The organism is Streptomyces sp. NPDC037290, from assembly GCF_055603245.1.
In genome coordinates this window covers 666,027-684,797 of record NZ_JBVJVZ010000003.1, presented here as the reverse complement: position 1 = coordinate 684,797, position 18,771 = coordinate 666,027, and the positions used below count along the sequence as shown (strand labels likewise).

The following is an 18,771-nucleotide window of genomic DNA, read 5'->3' as shown; positions in this document are numbered from 1 at the left end:
GCCGGGCGGACGTCCTCGCCGCGTGGCGAGCCGTGCCTCGGCCTCCCGCCGGCGGGCACCGTCGCCGCGGGGCGCGTACCGGGTCAGTGGCTGGGTACGGGTGAGCAGGCGGCGCATCGCGGCCAGGTCGCCGACCAGCCCGTGGGCCCGGCCAGGTCGCCGACCAGCCCGTGGGCCGGGGCCTGGACAAGGACGTTGCCCAGGGCCGCCGCCTCCGCCGCCCCCCGCCACCACGGGCAGCCCGCAGGCGTCGGCGGTCAGCCGGCACAGCAGCGCGTTGCGGGTGCCGCCTCCGACGGCGTACACCACGTCCGCCGGATGCCGGGCCAGCCGCTGTGCGTCCGCGACGGTCCGCCGGTGGGCGAGGGAGTCCAGGATGCGCATCCGGCCCGGCGCCAGGAACGTCTCGTTCCCGGCGTCCACCACCGAGCGCAGCGCCGGCACGGTCCCGCGCCTCGCGCAGGAGGAGGTCCGAGCCGACTTCGCGGGTAGTGTGAAGGATCGCCCGCCGCCCCGGTTCGCCCCTTGGAGGTCTTCGCCCGATGGCCCAGTCGGTGGGTATCAAGGACGTCGCCCGCGCCGCTGGAGTGTCGGTGGGCACGGTGTCGAACGTCATCAACCGCCCGGACACCGTCGCCCGTGAGACCCGGGCGCGCGTGGTGTCCGCGATCGACCGGCTCGGCTACGTCCGCAGCGAGTCCGCGCGGCAGCTGCGCGCGGGCCGCAGCCGGATCATGGGTCTGCTTGTGCTGGACATGGGCAACCCGTTCTTCGTGGACGTGGCACGGGGCGCCGAGCGGGCGGCCCGCGCGGCGGGGCTCGGCGTGATGGTGTGCAACAGCGCCCAGAACTCCGCCGAAGAGGCCGACTACCTGGCGCTCTTCGCCGAGCAGCGGGTGCGCGGTGTGCTGCTCACGCCGGCCGACGCCACCGGCCGGAACATGGAGGCCTTTCGCCGGCACGCCATCCCGTTCGTGCTGGTCGACCGGGTCGCCGAGGGCACCACCGAGTGCTCGGTCTCCGTGGACGACGTGGCCGGCGGCGCGCTCGCGGTCCGGCACCTGGCCGACGCCGGGCACCGCTCGATCGCCTACGTCGGCGGACCGCCCGGACTCAACCAGGTCCGCGACCGCCGCACCGGCGCGCTGAACGCGCTCGCCGAGGCCGGCCTCGGCCCCGACGCGCTGCGCGAGCTGCCCACCGAACGGCTCGATGTGGCCGCCGGCCGGGACGCCGGCGCCCGCCTGCTGGGCCTCGCCGACCGCCCCACCGCTGTGTTCTGCGCCAACGACCTGCTCGCTCTCGGCGTCCTGCAGGCTCTCTACGCGGCCGGCGTCACCGTCCCCGACGACCTCGCGATCGTCGGCTACGACGACATCGAGTTCGCGGCGGCCGCCGCCGTACCGCTGACCTCCGTACGGCAGCCCGCCGTCACCCTGGGCGCCCTCGCCGCCGGGCTTCTGCTGGAGGAGACCGAGCAGGGCGAGGGCGAGCGGACGCACGAGCACCGCCGGGTGGTGCTCCAGCCGGAGCTGGTGGTCCGCCGCTCCAGCCTCGCCGCACGATGAGCCGGGTGCTGACCGGAAGTTCAGTAACAATCCATGATCCCGGGGGTCTGCGCGCGCCCCGTCCTGTGCTGAACTGGAAGGCGTCCGGCCCATCCGTCCCGGGAGACCCGTTGAGCCTCAGCTACCGCCAGCCCGGCGTCATCCTCACCGACCGCCGCTTCACCGTGCCCCTCGACCACGCCGCCCCGGACGGCGAGACGATCGAGCTGTACGCCCGTGAGGCGGTCGCGAGCGACAAGGCCGGGCAGGAGCTGCCGTGGCTGGTGTATCTCCAGGGCGGCCCGGGCTTCGGGGCGAATCGTTTCGTCGGACGTCAGGCCTGGCTCGACCGGGCCCTGAAGGACTACCGCGTCCTCCTCCTCGACCAGCGCGGCACCGGCAGCTCCACCCCCGCCAACCGGCAGACGCTCCCGCTGCGCGGCGGCCCCGCCGAGCAGGCCGACTACCTCACCCGCTTCCGCGCCGACTCCATCGTCCGCGACTGCGAGACCATCCGCGCCCAGGTCACCGGCGGCGCCCCGTGGACCGTGCTTGGCCAGAGCTTCGGCGGCTTCTGCACGGTGTCGTACCTCTCCCTCGCCCCCGAAGGCCTCGCCACCGCCGTCGTCACCGGCGGCCTGCCCTCCCTGCACGCCCACGCCGACGACGTCTACCGCGCGGCCTACCCACGCATCGAACGCAAGGTCACCGCGCACTACGCCCGCTACCCGCACGACGTGGAACGGGCCCGCCGCATCGCCGACCACCTGCTCACCCAGGACGTGCTCCTGCCGAACGGCTACCGGTTCACCGTCGAGGCCTTCCAGTCCCTCGGCCTGATGCTCGGCACGAGCGACGGCAGCCACCGGCTGCACCACCTCCTGGAGGACGCCTTCGTCCGCACGCCCGGCGGCCTCGACCTCTCCGACGCCTTCCGGGAACAGGCCCAGTCCCTGCTGTCGTACGCGAGCCACCCCCTCTACGCCCTCGTCCACGAGTCGATCTACGGCCAGGACGCCCGGCCCACCGCCTGGGCCGCCGAGCGGGTCCGCGCCGAGTTCCCGCAGTTCGACGCGGCCAAGGCGCTCGCCGGCGACACGCCGGTCCTCTTCACCGGCGAGACCGTCCACCCGTGGATGTTCGACACCGACCCGGCGCTGCGCCCGCTGCGCGAGACGGCCGACCTGCTCGCCGCGCGCACCGACTGGCAGCCCCTCTACGACCGGGCCCGCCTCGCCGCCAACGAGGTCCCGGTCGTGGCGGCGGTCTACCACGACGACATGTACGTCGACACCGCCCACTCCCTGGAGACCGCCCGCGCGATCCGGGGCCTGCGCACGTGGGTCACCGACGAGTTCGAGCACGACGGCCTGCGCACGGGCGCACCCCGCGTCCTGGACCGGCTGCTGGCGATGGCACGCGACGAGGTGTGACCCCTCGCGGCCCTGCCCGCGGAGCGCATAGTGTGCGGACCATGACCGCCGAGATCGCCCAACTCCAGCCCATGCCCCAGGACTGGCAGCGCGCCCTGGCCGTGGTGGCCCACCCGGACGACCTCGAATACGGGTGCTCCGCGGCCGTCGCGGCCTGGACCGACGGCGGCCGAGAGGTCACCTATGTGCTGGCGACCCGTGGCGAGGCGGGCATCGACACGCTCGACCCCGCCACCTGCGGCCCGCTGCGCGAGCGCGAGCAGCGGGCGAGCGCGGCCGTGGTCGGCGTCGGCACGGTGGAGTTCCTGGGCCACCGGGACGGAGTGATCGAGTACGGCCCCGCGCTGCGCCGGGACATCGCCGCCGCGATCCGCCGCCACCGGCCCGAGCTCGTCCTCACCCTCAACCACCGTGACACCTGGGGCGACGTCACCTGGAACACCCCGGACCACATCGCCGTCGGCCGGGCCACCCTGGACGCCGCCGCGGACGCGGGCAACCGCTGGATCTTTCCCGAACTCACCGAGCAGGGCCTCGAGCCCTGGGCCGGCGTCCGCTGGGTGGCGGTCGCCGGCTCCAGCCGGCCCACCCACGCGGTCGACGCGGGGCCCGGTCTGGAGCGGGCGGTGCGTTCGCTGCTCGAACACCGCAGCTATCTGGAGGCGTTGACCGACCAGGACCCCGAGAGCTACGTCCGCGACTTCCTGAGCACGCAGACCACCGCCCTCGCCGAGCGCTTCGGCGGTACGCCGGCGGTGGCGTTCGAGGTCTTCAGCCGCTGACCGTGCGGAGTGGCTGCGCCTTCCGGGGTGCTGACCGTCGGGTCGGTTGCAGCCGCGCCCCCGGCTGTTCGCACACCGCCGCCCTCTTCAGCCGCTGACCGTGCGGAGTGCCTCTGGCTTCCGGGGCGCTGAGCGGTGCGTCAACTGCAGCCGCAGGCCCTCCGGCATCACCGTCAGCCGCTCGGTCACGGTCAGCCGGTAGGCGGGGTCGGCCGACAGGTCGTAGCGGCGCAGCAGCAGGCCGAGGACCAGGGTCGCCTCGTGCAGGGCGAACTGACGGCCGATGCAGGCCCGGGCGCCGGTGCCGAAGGGCTTGAAGGTGTGCGGGGGGCGGGCCCGTACGGCCGCCGCCTCGAAGCGGTCCGGGTCGAAGCGTTCGGCGTCCTCGCCCCACACCTCCGGGTCGCGGTGCAGCATCGGGGTGAGGACGAGCGCCCACGCGCCCCGCCGCATCGGGTGCTCGCCGGCGAGGACCGTGTCCTGGCGGGCCTCACGGGCGAAGGCGGGCGCGGTCGGCCACAGGCGCAGGGACTCGTCCAGCACCCGGCGGAGGTAGCGGAGCTTGGCCACCTGGTCGTAGCCGGGCTGCTCGGTGTCGCCCCAGACGCGGTTCACCTCGGCGCGGGCCCGGGCGGCGATCTCGGGATGCCGGGCGAGGTAGTACAGGGCGAAGGAGAGCGCGCCCGAGGTGGTCTCGTGACCCGCGACCAGGAACGTGATCACCTGCTTGCGGACGTTCTGCGCCGACAGCTTCTCGCCGGTCTTCGGGTGGGCCGTCTCCAGCATCCGGTCCAGCAGGTCACCGTCACCCCGGCCGGAGCGGCGGCGGGCCGCGACCAGGTCGTCGACCGTGTGGTTCAGGTAGGCCAGGTCGGCGGCGTTGCGCCGGGCGGCGGCGCGCAGCAGCAGCGGGGCCAGCGGTGCGGGCACGCTGTTGAGGCGCTGGGCGTAGGTGAGCGTGCCGACCATCGCGGTGACGAAGGGGTGCGGCCGGTCCCGCTCGAAGGAGCCGAAGTCGTGCCCGAAACCGGTGCGCGCGATCGTCTCCAGGGTCAGTTTCGTCATGTCCCCGGGCGCGTCGACCGTGCGGCCGGCCGCCGCCTCGCGGTCCCAGTGCTCGGTCAGCCGGCCGGCGACCGCCAGCATCATCCCGTGGTAGCCCTCCATGGCCTCCCGGCTGAAGCCGGGCGCCAGGACGTCGTGCGCCAGCTGCCAGTTGGGCTCGTGGTTGTACGCGGTGAACAGGCCGTCCCCGGCGACCGGCCGCAGGTTGGCCACGCCGAGACCGACGTGCTTGGCGAACCGGGACTCGTCGGAGAGGTCCGCGACCAGCTTCGCGCCCCACACGAACACGAACTCCTTGCCGAAGGCGCGACGCCGGAAGACCGGCCCCAGCTCGCGCGCGAAGCGCATGGAGTCCTGCAGTGGCCGGCGCCGGTCGGCGCCGAGCACATCGCCGAGCAGCGGCAGCCGGCGCGGCGGATGCGGGATGCGGTGCAGTTCGGGCCAGCCCTGCTCGGCGCTCCGGAACCCCTTCTGCAGGCCTGGTTCCGCCGTCGTCCCCGCTGTCTCCGCCATGACGCCGATCTCCCTTGATCCAGCGGCCGTCGATCTGTGACGCGTGTGTTGTACGTGGGTTCAATAACGGTTTCAGTGTGGGCCGCTTGTTGAACCCGCGTCAAGTAAAGTGACGCCATGCCCGCGAACCAGGGGGAGCGCGCCCGGCGCCGACTCAGCACCGGGGAGCGTCGTGAGCAGCTGCTGTCGGTCGGTGCGAAGCTGTTCTCGGAGAGCCCCTACGACGACGTGTGGATCGAGCAGGTCGCCGAGATCGCCGGGGTCTCCCGCGGGCTGCTGTATCACTACTTCCCGACCAAGCGGGACTTCTTCGCGGCGGTCGTGGAGCGCGAGAGCGAGCGGATGCTGCGCATGACGGCGGCCGTGCCCGGGGTACCGGTGCGCGAGCAGCTCACCGCCGGCCTCGACACCTATCTCGGCTACGTCCAGGCGCACGCCCACGGCTTCCGCGCCTTCCACCGCGCCGACGCGGCGGGCGACCAGGCCGTGCGCCGGGTCTACCAGCGGGCCCTGGCCGCCCAGGAGCAGCAGATCCTCGCCGCGCTCGCCGCCGACCCCGAGTTCGGGCCCGTCTCCGAGAGCGCCCCGCATGTGCGCCTGGCCGTGCGCGGCTGGCTCGCCTTCACCACGGCCGTGTGCCTGGAGTGGCTGCGCGACGCCGACCTGACCCGTGAGCAGGTGCGCGACCTGTGTGCGCGGGCGCTGTTGGGCGTCATCTCCTGACTCCCGCCCGACCCCCGTCCGATCCTTTCCGCCGGTGGCGTGTGGTTGGCGTGCGCCTCGATCTTCGATAGGTTAGGCAAGGCTTACCTAAGGAGGTTCGGGATGGGTGACACGCAGGACTGGACGGCCGCACCCGGCGCGGCGGAACGGGCGCGATCGGTGCTGGCCGCCGCCTGGTCGTGCGCGGTGACCGCGGACGGCGCCCGCGAGGAGTACGTCGGCGCGCACACCGTGACCGAGGACGGCGCCGTGCGGCTGACGGTGCCCGACGACAGCGCCCTGTTCGCGGCGACCCTGTGCGCCCCGCGTCAAGAGCCCTCCGCCGTGCTGGAGTTCGCCGACGTGGCGCCCGTACCGGTCCGGGGCCGGATCCGGGCCCGGCTCCACCTCGCCGGCTGGTTCGCGCCGGACCGGGGCACCCTGCTGCTGAGGCCCACGCGGGTGGTGCTGCGGCAGTCCTCGGGGGCCGTGGTCGTCGACCTCGACGAGTTCGCCGCCGCCCGGCCCGACCCGCTCGCCGGCGCCGAGGCCCGGCTCCTCACCCACCTCGCCGACGCCCACCCGGACGCGGTCGAGCGGCTGACCCGGCTCGTACGGCCCCAGAGCCTGCACGGCGCGACCCGCGTGCTCCCTCTCGCCGTCGACCGGCACGGCCTGACCCTGCGCATCGAACGCACCCGCGCCCACGGCGACGTACGGCTGCCCTTCCACACGCCCGCCGACGACGTCGCCCAGCTCACCGAACGCGTGCACGCCCTGCTGGCGCAGGCCAGTGCCGCCGCCTGCCCCCGTGCCCTACAGCGGCAGCGCGCAGACGGCGACGGGTGAGGTGAACGGCTCGCCGGCCGACCGCAGTTCGCCGTCGGACCGGTCCACGTGGAAGACGGTGACCGTCCCCGAGCGCTGGTTCGCCGCGAACAGCAGCCCGCCGTCCGGGGAGAGGGCGATCTGCCGGGGGAAGTCCCCGCCCACCGGCACCGTACCGAGCAGCCGCAGCCGGGCGCCCTCGGCCTCGATCGCGTACCGTGCGAGGCTGTTGTGGCCCCGGTTCGCCAAGAACGCGTACCGGCCGTCCGCCGTCACCACGAACTGCGCCGGGTAGTTGGTGCCGCCGTCCGACCCCGTCGGCTGCGGCTCGCCGATCGTCAGCCGGCCCGAGGCGGGGTCGTAGCCGCAGACCACGACCGTGTCGTCCACCTCGTTGGCCAGATACGCGTACCGGCCGCCCGGGTGGAAGGTCAGATGGCGCGGTCCGGCACCTGGCCGGGTGTGTGCCTGCGCCACCTCCGCCAGGGTGCCCTTCGTCTGGTCGAGACGGTAGCTGTAGACGGTGTCGGTGCCGAGGTCGACCGCGAGGACATGGCCGCCGTCCGGGCTGGTGACGAACTGGTGGGCGTGCGGCCCCTGTTGACCCGGACCCGGTGGCGGAGAGGTGTGGGTGACGAGGTCGGTGCGCTCGCCGAGGGCGCCCGAGGCGTCGATCGGATGCACGGCGACGCTGCCCGACCCGTAGTTGGCGCCCAGCAGCCAGCGCCCGGAGGGATGCACGGACAGATGGCAGGGACCCGCGCCGCCCGTGCCGCGGCTGACAAGAACCCGTCGGTCCGCGAGGCGTACCGCCGTCACGGCGCCGTCCTGTCGCTCGGCCACCGCGTACAGCGTGCGGCCGTCCGGGTGGGCGGCGAGATACGACGGGTCGGGCGCGCCGGTCAGCGTGCCGGAACCGGTGATCCGGCCGGTCGCCGGGTCGTACGAGGCCAACCCGATGCCGGCGCCGCCGCCCTCGACGGAGGTGTACGTGCCCACGTACAGCGGACGCGGTCCGGACGCCCCGCGGGAAGGCACGGCGGCGTGGGGCGCGCCCGCCGGGGACGGCGGGCCGGCCGGTGGCGCCGCCGGAGCCGGGACCGCGACCACGGCCGCCGCGCCCGCCGCGGCCCCGACGAACCGGCGCCGGCTCCAGCGTCCGTTCACCGGCTCGTCGTCCGTGTCCATGCACAACCTCAGATCGTCGGTGGTCCCCGGTCGTGACTGCCACCTTGGCCCCTGCCGGCGCAAAGGGCAAGCACGGCAACGCGGGTTGCGGGCCGTGCAACGCGATCTACCAGTCGCCGTCCTCGACCGGCTTGCCCTGCGCGTCCTTCAGCGGGGTCACCTGGCCGGCGGACGGCGCCTGCCACGGGTCCAGGTCGTCCCCGAGCCACTCGCCGACCGGCTTGACCTTCCCCAGAGCGTCCGTGGGGGCCAGATCCTCGGCGTCGGCGTCGTAGTAGTCGTACCAGGGCAGCCCCGCCCGGGTGTACGCCGCCCGGTCGACCGGTGACGGCGGGGGCGCCTCGCCGGTGATGCGCCGCCACTCCGGGGGCGTGACCAGGTGTACGAACACGCGCCCCGCGGGCTCCTCGGACCAGTCCGCCGGCGGCCGCTCGTCCCGGTACACCTCCTGGCGCATCGAGCCGCCGACACCCAGACCCATGGCGGCGCCCCGAGGCGCGCCACCCGGGGCCGCGGGAGGCGGCACCGCGCCGGGCGCGGACGCCATCATCGCCGCGCCGTACGCGCCCGTCGGCCCCGCCGACAGGGTCCTGCGGCGCGCCTGCTCCCGCTCCCGCTCGCGGCGCCGCCACTCGGCGAGCACCGGCTCCCTGAGCGGGAACGACTGGAGCTGCACCCCGCCCCACACCTCCTCGCCGGTGACCTGCCCCTCCACGGTCGCGCCGAGACCCAGCGGCACGGCGACGAACTGGCGGACGGTCCCCTTGCCGGAGTTGATGCCGTCCAGCCAGGGCTGGCGGGGCAGCACCACGTAGTTCTGCGGATCCCGGGCGAGACGGCCGCTCCAGGGCCTGCCGGAGACCGCGCACACCTTGCCGACCCCGACCTGGAGCGCGGCCGGCTCCGTCGTGCCGGAGAAGCTCAGCCACATCGCCTCGCGCAGATACACCGGCAGCATCATCCCGCCGCGCGCCCGCCACTCGTCCGGGACGGTGTCGGCGTGGTCCGCGACCCGCCGGACCGGGAACTCGCCCAGCCCCGGCGGCAGCGGATGCGTGCCGGTCTCCGGCAGCCGCAGCGTGCGGATGAACCGCACCGCCACCCCGCCCGGCAGCCGCAGTGTGTTCCCGTCGATCCGCACCCCGGAACCGGAACCGGCCATCGGTCGCCCCCTCGCCTCGCGCGCCGGCCCACCCGGCGCCCTCCTCACCGGGCCACGCCCGGCGCTTTCCTCACGGAGAACGCCCGCCGAAGCCCGTACGGTTCCGCCACAGCTCCTCCTGCACGCCGAGCCGCTCGCGCAGCCGGGTCATCCGCGGCAGCTTCGCCTGCTGCTCGCGCGAGACCCGGTCCAGTTCGTCCAGCAGACGGCGGGTGCGGTGCTCGGTGTTCAGCTCGTCGATGATCCGGGTGGTCTCGGTCAGCACCGCCCCGAACAGCTGCCAGTTCGCCCAGTCCCTGCCGATCTCCTCCCGCAGCAGCTCGGCCAGCCGGTCCCGGGTGCCGGCCGCCGTGTGCAGCTCGGCCGACAGGCGTGCCTCCGCCGACTCGGCGTTCTCGCTCAGATGGGTGGTGACCAGGACCGCGAAGCTGACCACCGCGTCCGCGATCTCCGACAGCAGCTGTTCCACCGTCACCCCGACCCGGGCCGGGAACAGCTCCTCGGTACCACGGGCCTTCGCCAGGTCGGTGAAGGACCGGGCCAGCACCCGCAGGACCACCGTGCAGATCTCCAGGGTGTCCAGACCGGTGCGCAGCACCACCCGGTGCAGCAGCCCCTCCTTGACGCGCGGATTGAGCCGCAGGCTGTCCTCGGCCTGCCGCAGCGAGGCGTCCACGTGGGCGATGTGCTGGTCCAGCCGGCGTGCCTCGTGCAGCCGTTCGGCGGCCTGCTCCCAGGGGGTCCGGCCCGCGGCCTGCTCGCCCATCCGCAGCATCAGCTGCCGTACCCGGCGCGCCAGGTCCCCTATCGAGCGGCCCGCCTCGTCCACCCACACCGGTGGCGGGAGCAGGAGGTTGCAGGCCGTCCCGACGACCGCGCCGATCAGCGTCTCCACGATGCGCGCCCAGGCGGTGAACCCGACGGTCGTGACGCCGAGCACCAGCATGGCGCTGATCGCCACCTCGGCCACGTACTCGTCGACCCGCACCAGGTGCCCGACGGCCAGCGCGGCCACGATCAGCAGCGCGAGGCTCCACCAGGTGAGCCCCACCAGCACGCTGAAGGCGATCGCCACCAGCACCCCGGCCACCACCGAGTTCACCCGGCGGATGCCGTTGGTGAGCGTGGCGTAGAAGGTCACCTGGACGACCAGCAGCGCGGTCAGGGGTGCGGTCAGCGGGGCCGGCTCCGGGCTCAGCCGCAGCGCGACGACATAGGCGATCGTCGCCGCCGTCGCCGACCGCAGCGTCTGGACGACCACCGGCTGCCGGCGGCGCTCCAGCAGGCGCAGCAGTCCCGCGGTCCACTTCCGTACATCGTGCATCCCTTGGCCTGTTCCCGTTCCTCCCCCGGGTCGAACGTGCCCTGGTCGAGGACCGTAACTGTCCGCAAGGGTTCCTAGTGTGGTCTCAGTGGCGGAGAGGTCGCCGCAAGGTCACGGAAGGATGCGGACATGGGGCTGAAGGCGGGAGCCGTGAAGGGCGCGGGTGTCGAGGTGCTCGAGCAGGCGCACGCCTATCTGCGCGAGGTGGTCGCGTCGGTCCCCCGGGAGACCTGGGGCGGACCGACGCCGTGCTCCGAGTGGACCGTGCGGCAGGTGCTCAACCACGCGCGGATCGACCAGCACGCCTACGCTCTCGCGCTTGCCGCCGACCGGCCCGGCGAGGACCCGTTCCAGCCGGCCGACGCCCTCCACGGCGATCCGGTGGCCGAGCTGGACGAGGTCCTGGACGCCGTGGCCGACGCCTACGCGCGGTTGCCCGCCGCCGAGTCCGTGCCGACGCCGCTGGGCCCGCTGCCCCTGCCGCTGGCCGCCGGTGCGGGCGCACTGGACGCCGCCGTGCACGCCTGGGACATCGCCGTCGCCACCGGCCAGGACCGCCCGCTCGCTCCCGCGCTGGCCGCGGGCCTGCGACCGGCCGCCGGTCACCTGGTCCCGCGCCTGCGCGAGTACGGCGTCTTCGCACCCGCCCTCACGCCCGACGGTCCCCTGGACGAGGCGGCGACCCTGCTCGCCTTCCTCGGCCGCAACCCGGAGTGGGCACCTCCGGCCCCCTGACGACGAGGGCCGCCGGGCGCCCTCTCCGCGCCATGAAGTGAACGGCGCCGTCAGGCACCCAGCCTGTCGATGAACGCGGACAGATTGCCCGTCGCACGGGCGATCTGCTGCTCCACCGTCAGGCTCTCCTCGAACCGGGCCCCGGACTCGGGCACCTTCTTGCCCCGCACGTACAGCGAACAGGCCAGGTCCGTGCACATGTACAGGCCGACCGAGTTGCCCTCGCGACCCGCCGCTCCCGCTTTCCGTGCCGCCATCAGTGTCACCCCGCCGCCGGGATGGGTGGTCAGGCACACCGAGCACATGCTGCGGTGCAGGAAACCGTGCCGCGCGGCCTGGAACCGCAGGGCGACGCCGATGAGCCGGTCGTCCCGTTCGGTGACCAGATAGCTGCGGTCGGGCGCCCCGGGATCCCGCCAGCCGAGGAAGTCCAGGTCGTCCCAGGGGCGTTCACCGAGGTCCCGTGGCACCGCCAGCCGCCTGGCCTCCCCCTTGGAGCAGTTGATAAAGGAGTTGCGGATGTCCTGCTCGGTGAGTGATCTCATGGGGGAGGCCTTTCGATGCGCTACTGAAACCTAGGATGTCTAGGTTTTCGGCTAGCGTAGGTAGCCAAGGGGAGGGTGGGCCAATGGATTTCGGTACTGGGCCGACGGCTGTGCAGGGGCTGCCACCGCGCGCCCGACGGGCGCTGGACCACGTGGCCGGCACAGTGTCCGGCCCGCCGCTCGACCCCGGCCTGCGCATCACCCTGAACTTCCATCCCGACCGGGTCTCCCGGGGACTGCCCATCCTCGAGGCACTGGCCCGGGACGGCGCGTACCACTCCCAGTACGTCACCGGCACCAGCAACGGCGGCCTCACCGCGCATCCGGGCGGCGACCGGACCCGGTGGGAGAGCCGGATCTTCGGCGGGGCGTACGACGACGCGGCTCCGGCCGAGCGCCCGCTGTACGGCGCGCTGAACTTCCGCCGGCAGGCCGTCGGAGCGGCTCCCCGCTTCGGCTCCTCGCACCTCAGGCTGGCCGGAGCGGTCCTGGACCGGGCCACCTTCTGCTACCCCGACAGCGCGGCCGGACCGACCGACTTCGGTGTGGCCGCCGCGATGCCGCTGATCGCTCTCGCCCAGGCGGACGAGCAGGACGCGCTCAACGACTACGTCGAGAGCCATGTCCACGCCGGTGTGCTGCTGGCGCGGGACGTGGAGGCGCTCGTGCTCGACGCGAGCTACCGGGGCACCGCGGTGGAGGCGGCGGCCCGGAGCCTGCCCTTCCCGTCCGAGTGGCATCCCGGATACCGGCTCACCGTCACCGAGCTGCGTCGGCACGCCGACTACCGGGGGCCGCGGTACGCCGACCTCGGCGCCCGGATCGCCGAGCGCGGTCTGCTGACCCCGCGGGTCATCGGCGACGCGGCCCGCACCGGCCGGTACGACCTCCAGGACCTCAAGATGGTCTGGCACACCCTGGCGCGCTTCGGCGCCCCGCCTGGCGCGGGCACCGCCCACGCCGCGCCGTCTCATCCCGGCTCCGCCGTTCTCGCCTCCGGTGGCCACACCCCCGGAGTCAGCACCCCCGACGCATAGGCACGGGCGACCAGTTCGGTGCGGTTGGAGGCGTTCCAGCGGGCCGACAGACGGCGCAGGTGGTAGGTGACGCCGTCCTTGCTGAGACCCAGTTCGCGGGCGGCGCCGGCCGTGGTGGCGCCGCCCGCCAGCAGGGCCAGCACCAGGCCCTCCACCGGTGTGACCCGCACCGGCTCCGGCTCGGGCGGCGCGCACTCGCCCCGCACCCGCAGCATCACCAGCAGGGCCGGTGTCTCGTCCACGCTGTCGCTGACCGGATCCGCCGTCAGCTCCCCGAACCGCTCGGCCCCGCCGGGCGCCCGCCAGCGCACCGACACCTCGTAGCGCGAGCGGTGCCGCAGCCGCAGTGCCTGCGCGATCCGCTCCACCTGCGTGGCCTCCTGCGGACGGAACAGTTCCAGTACGTCCCGCCCGCGCAGCCGCCCCGGCGTCGTACCGCACTCCGCCGCCATCGCCGGGTTGGCCAGCGCCACCCGGCCGTACACGTCGCACACCGCGACCGGGACCGACACCCGGTCGAAGAGCGTCAGGGCCCGGTTGCGCCACACGACCCCATCGGTCCGCCCCGCGTCCACGCCTACCTCCCGAAGTGCCGAGCCAGCACCCTCATCCAAGACGAAGAGCCAGGTCAGCGGCAAACCACACAGCACGCCGGCGCCTGCCCCGGGCTCCCGGCGCACCCTCGGCGCAAGCCCCGTAACCGATTTTTGACTGCGCGAACGTGTAGTGCGGTGGCACGAGTACACCCCGCGGGTCGACCACCCTGGACGGAGTCCTCCGTTACCGCCGGTACTCCGTCACCACGAGTACTCCGCCACCGCGAAAGGCAGTTGTCGCGCCATGCCCCCCACCGCAGTGCACCCCGACCCGGCCGGTACCCTGCCCGGCGTCCCCGTCGTCGACATCACCGCCACCGGCCCCGGTCGCACCCCCCTGCAGCAGGTCATGGGCCTGATGCGCACCCACGGTCCGGTCCTGGTGCGGCGGCTGCACGGCCGGGACGTGCTGTTCGTCGCCGACGCCGGCCTGGTCGCGGACCTCGCCGACGAGGAGCGGTTCGCCAAGCACGTCGGGCCCGCGCTGGAGAACGTCCGCTCCTTCGCCGCCGACGGCCTGTTCACGGCGTACAACGACGAGCCCAACTGGGCCAAGGCGCACGACATCCTGATGCCCGCCTTCGCGCTCGGCTCGATGCGCACCTACCACCCGGTCATGCTCAGGGTGGCCCGCCGGCTCATCGACTCCTGGGACCGCGCGGCACGCGACGGGCGGCCCGTCGACGTGCCCGACGACATGACCCGGATGACGCTCGACACCATCGGGCTGGCCGGCTTCGGCTATGACTTCGGCTCCTTCGAGCGCAGCGAGCCGCACCCCTTCGTGGAGTCGATGGTCCGCTGCCTGGAGTGGAGCATGACGCGGCTGGCCCGCATCCCGGGCCAGGACCACTCCGCGGCCGACGCGGCCTTCCGGACGGACGCCGACCACCTCGCCCGGGTCGTGGACGACGTCATCGCCTCCCGCACCGGCACCGACCAGAGCGGCGCCGAGGACCTGCTCGGGCTGATGCTCAGCGCGCCGCACCCCGCCGACGGCACCACCCTGGACGCCGCCAACATCCGCAACCAGGTCATCACCTTCCTGATCGCCGGTCACGAGACGACCTCGGGCGCGATGTCCTTCGCCCTGTACTACCTCGCCAAGCACCCCGCCGTGCTCCGGCTGGTGCAGCGCGAGGCCGATGCGCTGTGGGGCGGCGCGGCCGATCCGGAGCCCACGTACGACGACATCGGCCGGCTCACCTACACCCGCCAGGTCCTCAACGAGGCCCTGCGGCTGTGGCCGACGGCAGCCGCCTTCAGCCGGCACGCCCGCGAGGACACCCTGCTCGGCGGCCGGATCCCGCTCGCCGCCGGCCAGGCCGTCACGGTGGTCACGCCGATGCTGCACCGGGAGCCCGTGTGGGGCGACAACCCCGAGCTGTTCGACCCCGAGCGGTTCACCGCCGAGGCGGAGGCGGCCCGCCCGGTGCACGCCTTCAAGCCCTTCGGCACCGGTGAACGCGCCTGCATCGGACGGCAGTTCGCGCTGCACGAGGCGACCATGCTGCTCGCCATGCTGGTCCACCGCTACCGGCTGCACGACCACGCCGACTACCGGCTCACCGTCAAGGAGACCCTCACCCTCAAGCCGGAGGGTTTCACCCTCACGCTCACCCCGCGCACCGCCGCCGACCGAGTCCACGCCGTGCTGCCCGGCGGCGCCGCCCACCAGGACGCGGAGACCCCGGCCACGGACGCGTTCCCGGCCCGCGTCCGCTCCGGCACCAGCGTCCTCTTCCTGCACGGCAGCAACTACGGCACCTGCCGCGCCTTCGCCGCCCAGCTCGCCGACGAGGCCGCCGCCGTGGGCTGCGCCACCGAGGTCGCCGCCCTGGACGCGTACGCGGACGGACTGCCCACCGGCCGGCCCGTCGTCATCACCGCCGCCTCCTACAACGGCCGCCCCACCGACGACGCCGGTGCCTTCACCGCCTGGCTCGACGGCACCCCCGACCTGACCGGCGTCATCTACGCCGTCCTCGGCGTCGGCGACCGCAACTGGGCCGCCACCTACCAGCACGTCCCCACCCGCATCGACGCCCGCCTCGCCGAACTCGGCGCCACCCGCCTGACCGACCGGGCCGCCGCCGACGCATCCGGTGATCTCGCCGGCGCCGTCCGGGTGTTCACCGCACGGCTGCGCACCGCGCTCCTGGCCGAGTACGGCGACCCGGACGCCCTGCCGGGCGCCCCGGCCGAGGAGCCCGCCCACGCCTACGAGGTCCGCACCCTCGGCGGCCCGCTGGACGCCCTCGCCGAGCGGCACGAACTGCTGCCGATGACCGTGACCGAGGCGTACGACCTGACCGCGCCGGACCACCCGCGCACCAAGCGGTTCCTGCGCATCGCGCTGCCCGAGGGCGTCACCTACCGCACCGCCGACCACCTGACCGTGCTGCCGGTCAACTCCCCCGACCTGGTGGACCGTGCCGTCGCCGCGTTCGGCCTCGAACCCGACGCCGTCCTGGACATCCGGGCCACCCGCCCGCGGCGCGACGGCCTCGCCGTGGACCGTCCGCTGTCCGTGCGTCAACTCCTCGCCCACCACGTCGAGTTGCAGGAGCGGCCGACCGCCCGGCAGCTGGCTCTGCTCGCCGGGGCCAACCCGTGCCCGCCCGAGCGTGCCGCTCTCGCCGCGCTGGGCGAGGACGACCCGCGCACCCTGCTGGAGCTGGCCGAGGACCATCCCGCCCTGCGCGGTGCGCTGGACTGGCCGCTCCTGCTCGACCTGCTGACCCCGCTGCGGCCCCGCCACTACTCGGTGTCCTCCTCACCGGCGGTCGACGCGCGCCACGTGGACCTCATGGTCTCCGTCCTCGACGCCCCCGCCCGCTCCGGAAAGGGCCGCTACCGGGGCACGGGCTCCGGCCACCTCGCGACCCTCAAGGCCGGCGACACCCTCCACGCCCGCGTCCAGCCCTGCCGCGAGGCCTTCCGGATCGACCACTCGGCACCGGTCGTGATGGTCGCCGCCGGTACCGGACTCGCGCCGTTCCGCGGCACCGTCGCCGACCGGGTGGCGGCCCGCACCACGGGCGGCGTACTCCCGCCCGCGCTGCTGTACTTCGGCTGCGACGCCCCCGACGGCGACTTCCTGCACGCCGGGGAACTGCGGGCCGCCGAGTCGGCCGGCGCGGTCTCGCTGCGCCCCGCCTTCAGCGCCGCCCCCGAGAACGGCGCCGCCTTCGTGCAGCACCGCATCGCCGCCGAAGCCGACGAGGTCTGGGAGCTGCTGGGCGCCGGTGCGCGGGTCTACGTCTGCGGCGACGGCGCCCGGATGGCACCGGGCGTCCGCGAGGCGTTCCGCGCGCTGTACCGGAAGCACGCTCCCGGCGCCGATGCGGATGCCGCCGCACAGTGGCTCGACTCGTTGATCGCTCAGGGGCGTTACGTGGAGGACGTGTACGCGGGGTGAGTGCCCGGGGCGCGGGCAGCCCCGCGCCCCTTGGGGGCACCGTCCCTTAGCTCAGATCGTGAACTAAGGGTTGTGAGAATCTCGCATTCCGCTCGGCTGAAGGGGTATGTTGCAGGTCGGACACGGTTCGTGAAGGGAGCCGCATGGCGGCGCGCAACGGGCGCACGGTACGTGATCTCAGGCGGGGCAACCGCACGGCCGTGCTGCAGAAGCTGTACTTCGACGGTCCCCTCAGCCGGTTCGAGCTGGGCCCCGCCACCGGCCTGAGCAGCGGCTCGGTCAGCAACGTGGTCGCCGACCTGATCACGGACGGCCTGGTCGAGGAGGCCGGCAGCGTCGACTCCGACGGCGGCCGGCCCCGCACCCTGCTGCGGGTCGCCCCGGACAGCGGACAGATGATCGGCGTGGATGTCGGCGAAACCCGTGTCCGCGTCGAGCTGTTCGACCTGGCCCTGACCGAACTCGCCCGTACCGAACGCAGACTGACCCCGCAGGGCTGCTACGACGTCGACGTGATCACCGGCCACATCCGCGACGGCATCGCCGAGGTCCTCGGCGCGGAACAGGCCGCGCCCGGCCGGCTGCTCGGTGTCGGCGTCGGCGTTCCCGGCATCGTCGAGCACACCCCGGAACGGGGCGCCGTCGTTCATGGCCAGACCATCGGCTGGGACGCGGTCCCCTTGGAGCAGCTGCTCCGCTCGGCCTCCCGACTCCCAGAGGAGACCCCGTACTTCATCGACAACGGCGCCAAGACCCTGGGGCAGGCCGAGATGTGGTTCGGCGCGGGACGCGGCGCCCGTAACGCCGTGGTCGTGCTCTTCGGCTCCGGCGTCGGCGCCTGCGTGGTCACGCCGGAGGTGGAGCACGGACGGGCCGTCGAGTGGGGCCATCTGACGGTGCGGGTGCGCGGGCGCCGCTGCCGGTGCGGTGCGCCCGGCTGCCTGGAGGCCTACGCGGGCGCCGAGTCGCTGCTCGCGCGCTGGCGGGAGGAGGGCGGACGACCGCCCGAGGACACCGACGAGGAGACGGCGCTCACCGCGATGCTCGCCGCCGCCTACCCGCCCGAGGGCGCCGCATCCGACCCGGTCGCGCTGGCCGTCCTGGAGGAGACCGCCGAGTACCTCGGTGCCGGGCTGTCCGACCTGATCAACCTCTTCCAGCCCGAGCGGATCCTGATCGGCGGCTGGGCCGGACTGCAGCTCGGTGCCCGCTTCCTGCCCGCGGTGCGGCGCCATGCGGCGACGTACGCGCTGCGGCATCCGGCCGACCGGGTGACCGTCGAGCTCGGGCGGCTCGGGCCGGACGCGGTGACGGTCGGGGCGGCGATCCTGCCGCTGGCCGAGTTCTTCGCGAGCGGGGGCCGCCGTCCCGAACCGGTGGCCGAGGACAACGTGCCCGCGTGGCGAGCGGCACTTCGGCAGCGGACGCCACGCTGACCGGCCAGCATGACGCACCGCTCTCGGCCGCCGAGGCGCCATGAGCAGGCGCCGGACTGCGGCTCGGTAGCCGCTTGTGCACGCTGCGGCATCCGGCCGACCGGGTGACCGTCAAACTCGGGGGGCTCGGGTCGGACGCCGCGGCGATCCTGCCGCTGCCCCATGCCGGTGACCGGCCGGTGCCGGGCCCGACGGCCGGCCTGCCGCACCGCTCTCGGCCGCCGGGGCGCCGTGACGGCGCCGCTCAGGCCGACGGCTCGTCCGCGTCGGGTGCGTCCGCCGCGGGAGCCGCCTCCTCCTCGGGCTCCTCGTCCGGCGTGACCTCCCACGGGTCCTCGCCGGCGCCCGCCTGCTGGTCGGGCATGTCCTTCGGCACCGGGCTCGAGTCGCGGCCCGGTTCGGGTTCGGGTTCCTGGTATGTGGCCATGACGTACTCCCCTCGGCCCGTACGGGCACG

The 18,771-nt window shown here is 74.1% G+C and carries 16 protein-coding genes and 1 pseudogene; 9 read left to right on the top strand and 8 right to left on the bottom strand.

The window, feature by feature from the left end; translation table 11 throughout:
- Positions 1-18: 18 nt before the first annotated feature.
- A pseudogene (locus ACZ7HQ_RS13855) lies at positions 19-444 on the bottom strand (FGGY-family carbohydrate kinase); the annotation flags it as partial.
- Between the two features lie 98 nt (positions 445-542).
- Here ACZ7HQ_RS13855 and ACZ7HQ_RS13850 point away from each other — a divergent pair.
- The 3 genes from ACZ7HQ_RS13850 (at position 543) to ACZ7HQ_RS13840 (ending at position 3,762) form a co-directional block, all read left to right on the top strand.
- The gene (locus tag ACZ7HQ_RS13850; protein ID WP_470988376.1) at positions 543-1,568 is read left to right on the top strand and encodes a LacI family DNA-binding transcriptional regulator; all 1,026 of its coding nucleotides are present in this window, start codon (positions 543-545) and stop codon (positions 1,566-1,568) included.
- Between the two features lie 110 nt (positions 1,569-1,678).
- A complete protein-coding gene (locus tag ACZ7HQ_RS13845; RefSeq protein WP_470988374.1) occupies positions 1,679-2,980 on the top strand; it encodes an alpha/beta fold hydrolase in 1,302 nt (433 codons plus the stop codon).
- 41 nt (positions 2,981-3,021) lie between these two features.
- Positions 3,022-3,762 carry a PIG-L deacetylase family protein gene (locus ACZ7HQ_RS13840; RefSeq protein ID WP_470988371.1) on the top strand — a complete coding sequence of 247 codons (741 nt, stop codon included), beginning with the start codon at positions 3,022-3,024 and terminating at the stop codon, positions 3,760-3,762.
- 87 nt (positions 3,763-3,849) lie between these two features.
- On the opposite strand, the gene ACZ7HQ_RS13835 is transcribed toward ACZ7HQ_RS13840, so the two are convergent.
- Positions 3,850-5,340, bottom strand: a complete 1,491-nt coding sequence (locus ACZ7HQ_RS13835) for a cytochrome P450 (protein ID WP_470988369.1) — start codon at positions 5,338-5,340, stop codon at positions 3,850-3,852.
- Positions 5,341-5,457: 117 nt separating this feature from the next.
- On the opposite strand from ACZ7HQ_RS13835, the gene ACZ7HQ_RS13830 reads away from it, so the two are divergent.
- Entirely contained in the window at positions 5,458-6,063 is a 606-nt protein-coding gene (locus tag ACZ7HQ_RS13830; protein WP_470988366.1) for a TetR/AcrR family transcriptional regulator, read from the top strand.
- Positions 6,064-6,165: 102 nt separating this feature from the next.
- Positions 6,166-6,891: a DUF2470 domain-containing protein gene (locus ACZ7HQ_RS13825; protein ID WP_470988363.1), complete on the top strand. Its 726-nt coding sequence runs from the start codon at positions 6,166-6,168 to the stop codon at positions 6,889-6,891.
- Here ACZ7HQ_RS13825 and ACZ7HQ_RS13820 read toward each other — a convergent pair.
- From ACZ7HQ_RS13820 to ACZ7HQ_RS13810, 3 genes are all read right to left on the bottom strand, one after another.
- A complete protein-coding gene (locus ACZ7HQ_RS13820) occupies positions 6,859-8,058 on the bottom strand; it encodes a lactonase family protein (RefSeq protein ID WP_470988361.1) in 1,200 nt (399 codons plus the stop codon). The genes ACZ7HQ_RS13825 and ACZ7HQ_RS13820 overlap by 33 nt on opposite strands.
- A 106-nt stretch (positions 8,059-8,164) precedes the next feature.
- Positions 8,165-9,220, bottom strand: a complete 1,056-nt coding sequence (locus ACZ7HQ_RS13815) for a hypothetical protein (protein WP_470988359.1) — start codon at positions 9,218-9,220, stop codon at positions 8,165-8,167.
- A gap of 70 nt (positions 9,221-9,290) precedes the next feature.
- Positions 9,291-10,544: an FUSC family protein gene (locus ACZ7HQ_RS13810; protein ID WP_470988357.1), complete on the bottom strand. Its 1,254-nt coding sequence runs from the start codon at positions 10,542-10,544 to the stop codon at positions 9,291-9,293.
- A 129-nt stretch (positions 10,545-10,673) separates the two neighbouring features.
- Between ACZ7HQ_RS13810 and ACZ7HQ_RS13805 the strand changes: the two genes are divergently transcribed.
- Entirely contained in the window at positions 10,674-11,279 is a 606-nt protein-coding gene (locus tag ACZ7HQ_RS13805; protein ID WP_470988355.1) for a TIGR03086 family metal-binding protein, read from the top strand.
- Positions 11,280-11,329: 50 nt separating this feature from the next.
- Here the strand turns inward: ACZ7HQ_RS13805 and ACZ7HQ_RS13800 are convergent, their stop codons facing one another.
- On the bottom strand, positions 11,330-11,824 hold the full coding sequence (locus ACZ7HQ_RS13800) for an FBP domain-containing protein (protein ID WP_470988353.1): 495 nt from the start codon (positions 11,822-11,824) through the stop codon (positions 11,330-11,332).
- Positions 11,825-11,907: 83 nt separating this feature from the next.
- On the opposite strand from ACZ7HQ_RS13800, the gene ACZ7HQ_RS13795 reads away from it, so the two are divergent.
- Positions 11,908-12,861 carry a DUF3626 domain-containing protein gene (locus ACZ7HQ_RS13795; protein WP_470988348.1) on the top strand — a complete coding sequence of 318 codons (954 nt, stop codon included), beginning with the start codon at positions 11,908-11,910 and terminating at the stop codon, positions 12,859-12,861.
- Here the strand turns inward: ACZ7HQ_RS13795 and ACZ7HQ_RS13790 are convergent.
- Entirely contained in the window at positions 12,795-13,436 is a 642-nt protein-coding gene (locus ACZ7HQ_RS13790) for a PAS domain-containing protein (RefSeq protein ID WP_470988344.1), read from the bottom strand. The two genes, ACZ7HQ_RS13795 and ACZ7HQ_RS13790, sit on opposite strands and share 67 nt — an antisense overlap.
- A 265-nt stretch (positions 13,437-13,701) precedes the next feature.
- Between ACZ7HQ_RS13790 and ACZ7HQ_RS13785 the strand changes: the two genes are divergently transcribed.
- Together ACZ7HQ_RS13785 and ACZ7HQ_RS13780 are read left to right on the top strand one after the other, a co-directional pair.
- Positions 13,702-16,878: a bifunctional cytochrome P450/NADPH--P450 reductase gene (locus tag ACZ7HQ_RS13785; protein ID WP_470988339.1), complete on the top strand. Its 3,177-nt coding sequence runs from the start codon at positions 13,702-13,704 to the stop codon at positions 16,876-16,878.
- A 143-nt stretch (positions 16,879-17,021) separates the two neighbouring features.
- Entirely contained in the window at positions 17,022-18,314 is a 1,293-nt protein-coding gene (locus tag ACZ7HQ_RS13780; protein ID WP_470988336.1) for an ROK family protein, read from the top strand.
- 244 nt (positions 18,315-18,558) lie between these two features.
- On the opposite strand, the gene ACZ7HQ_RS13775 is transcribed toward ACZ7HQ_RS13780, so the two are convergent.
- Entirely contained in the window at positions 18,559-18,741 is a 183-nt protein-coding gene (locus tag ACZ7HQ_RS13775; RefSeq protein ID WP_470988331.1) for a hypothetical protein, read from the bottom strand.
- Positions 18,742-18,771 lie beyond the last annotated feature (30 nt).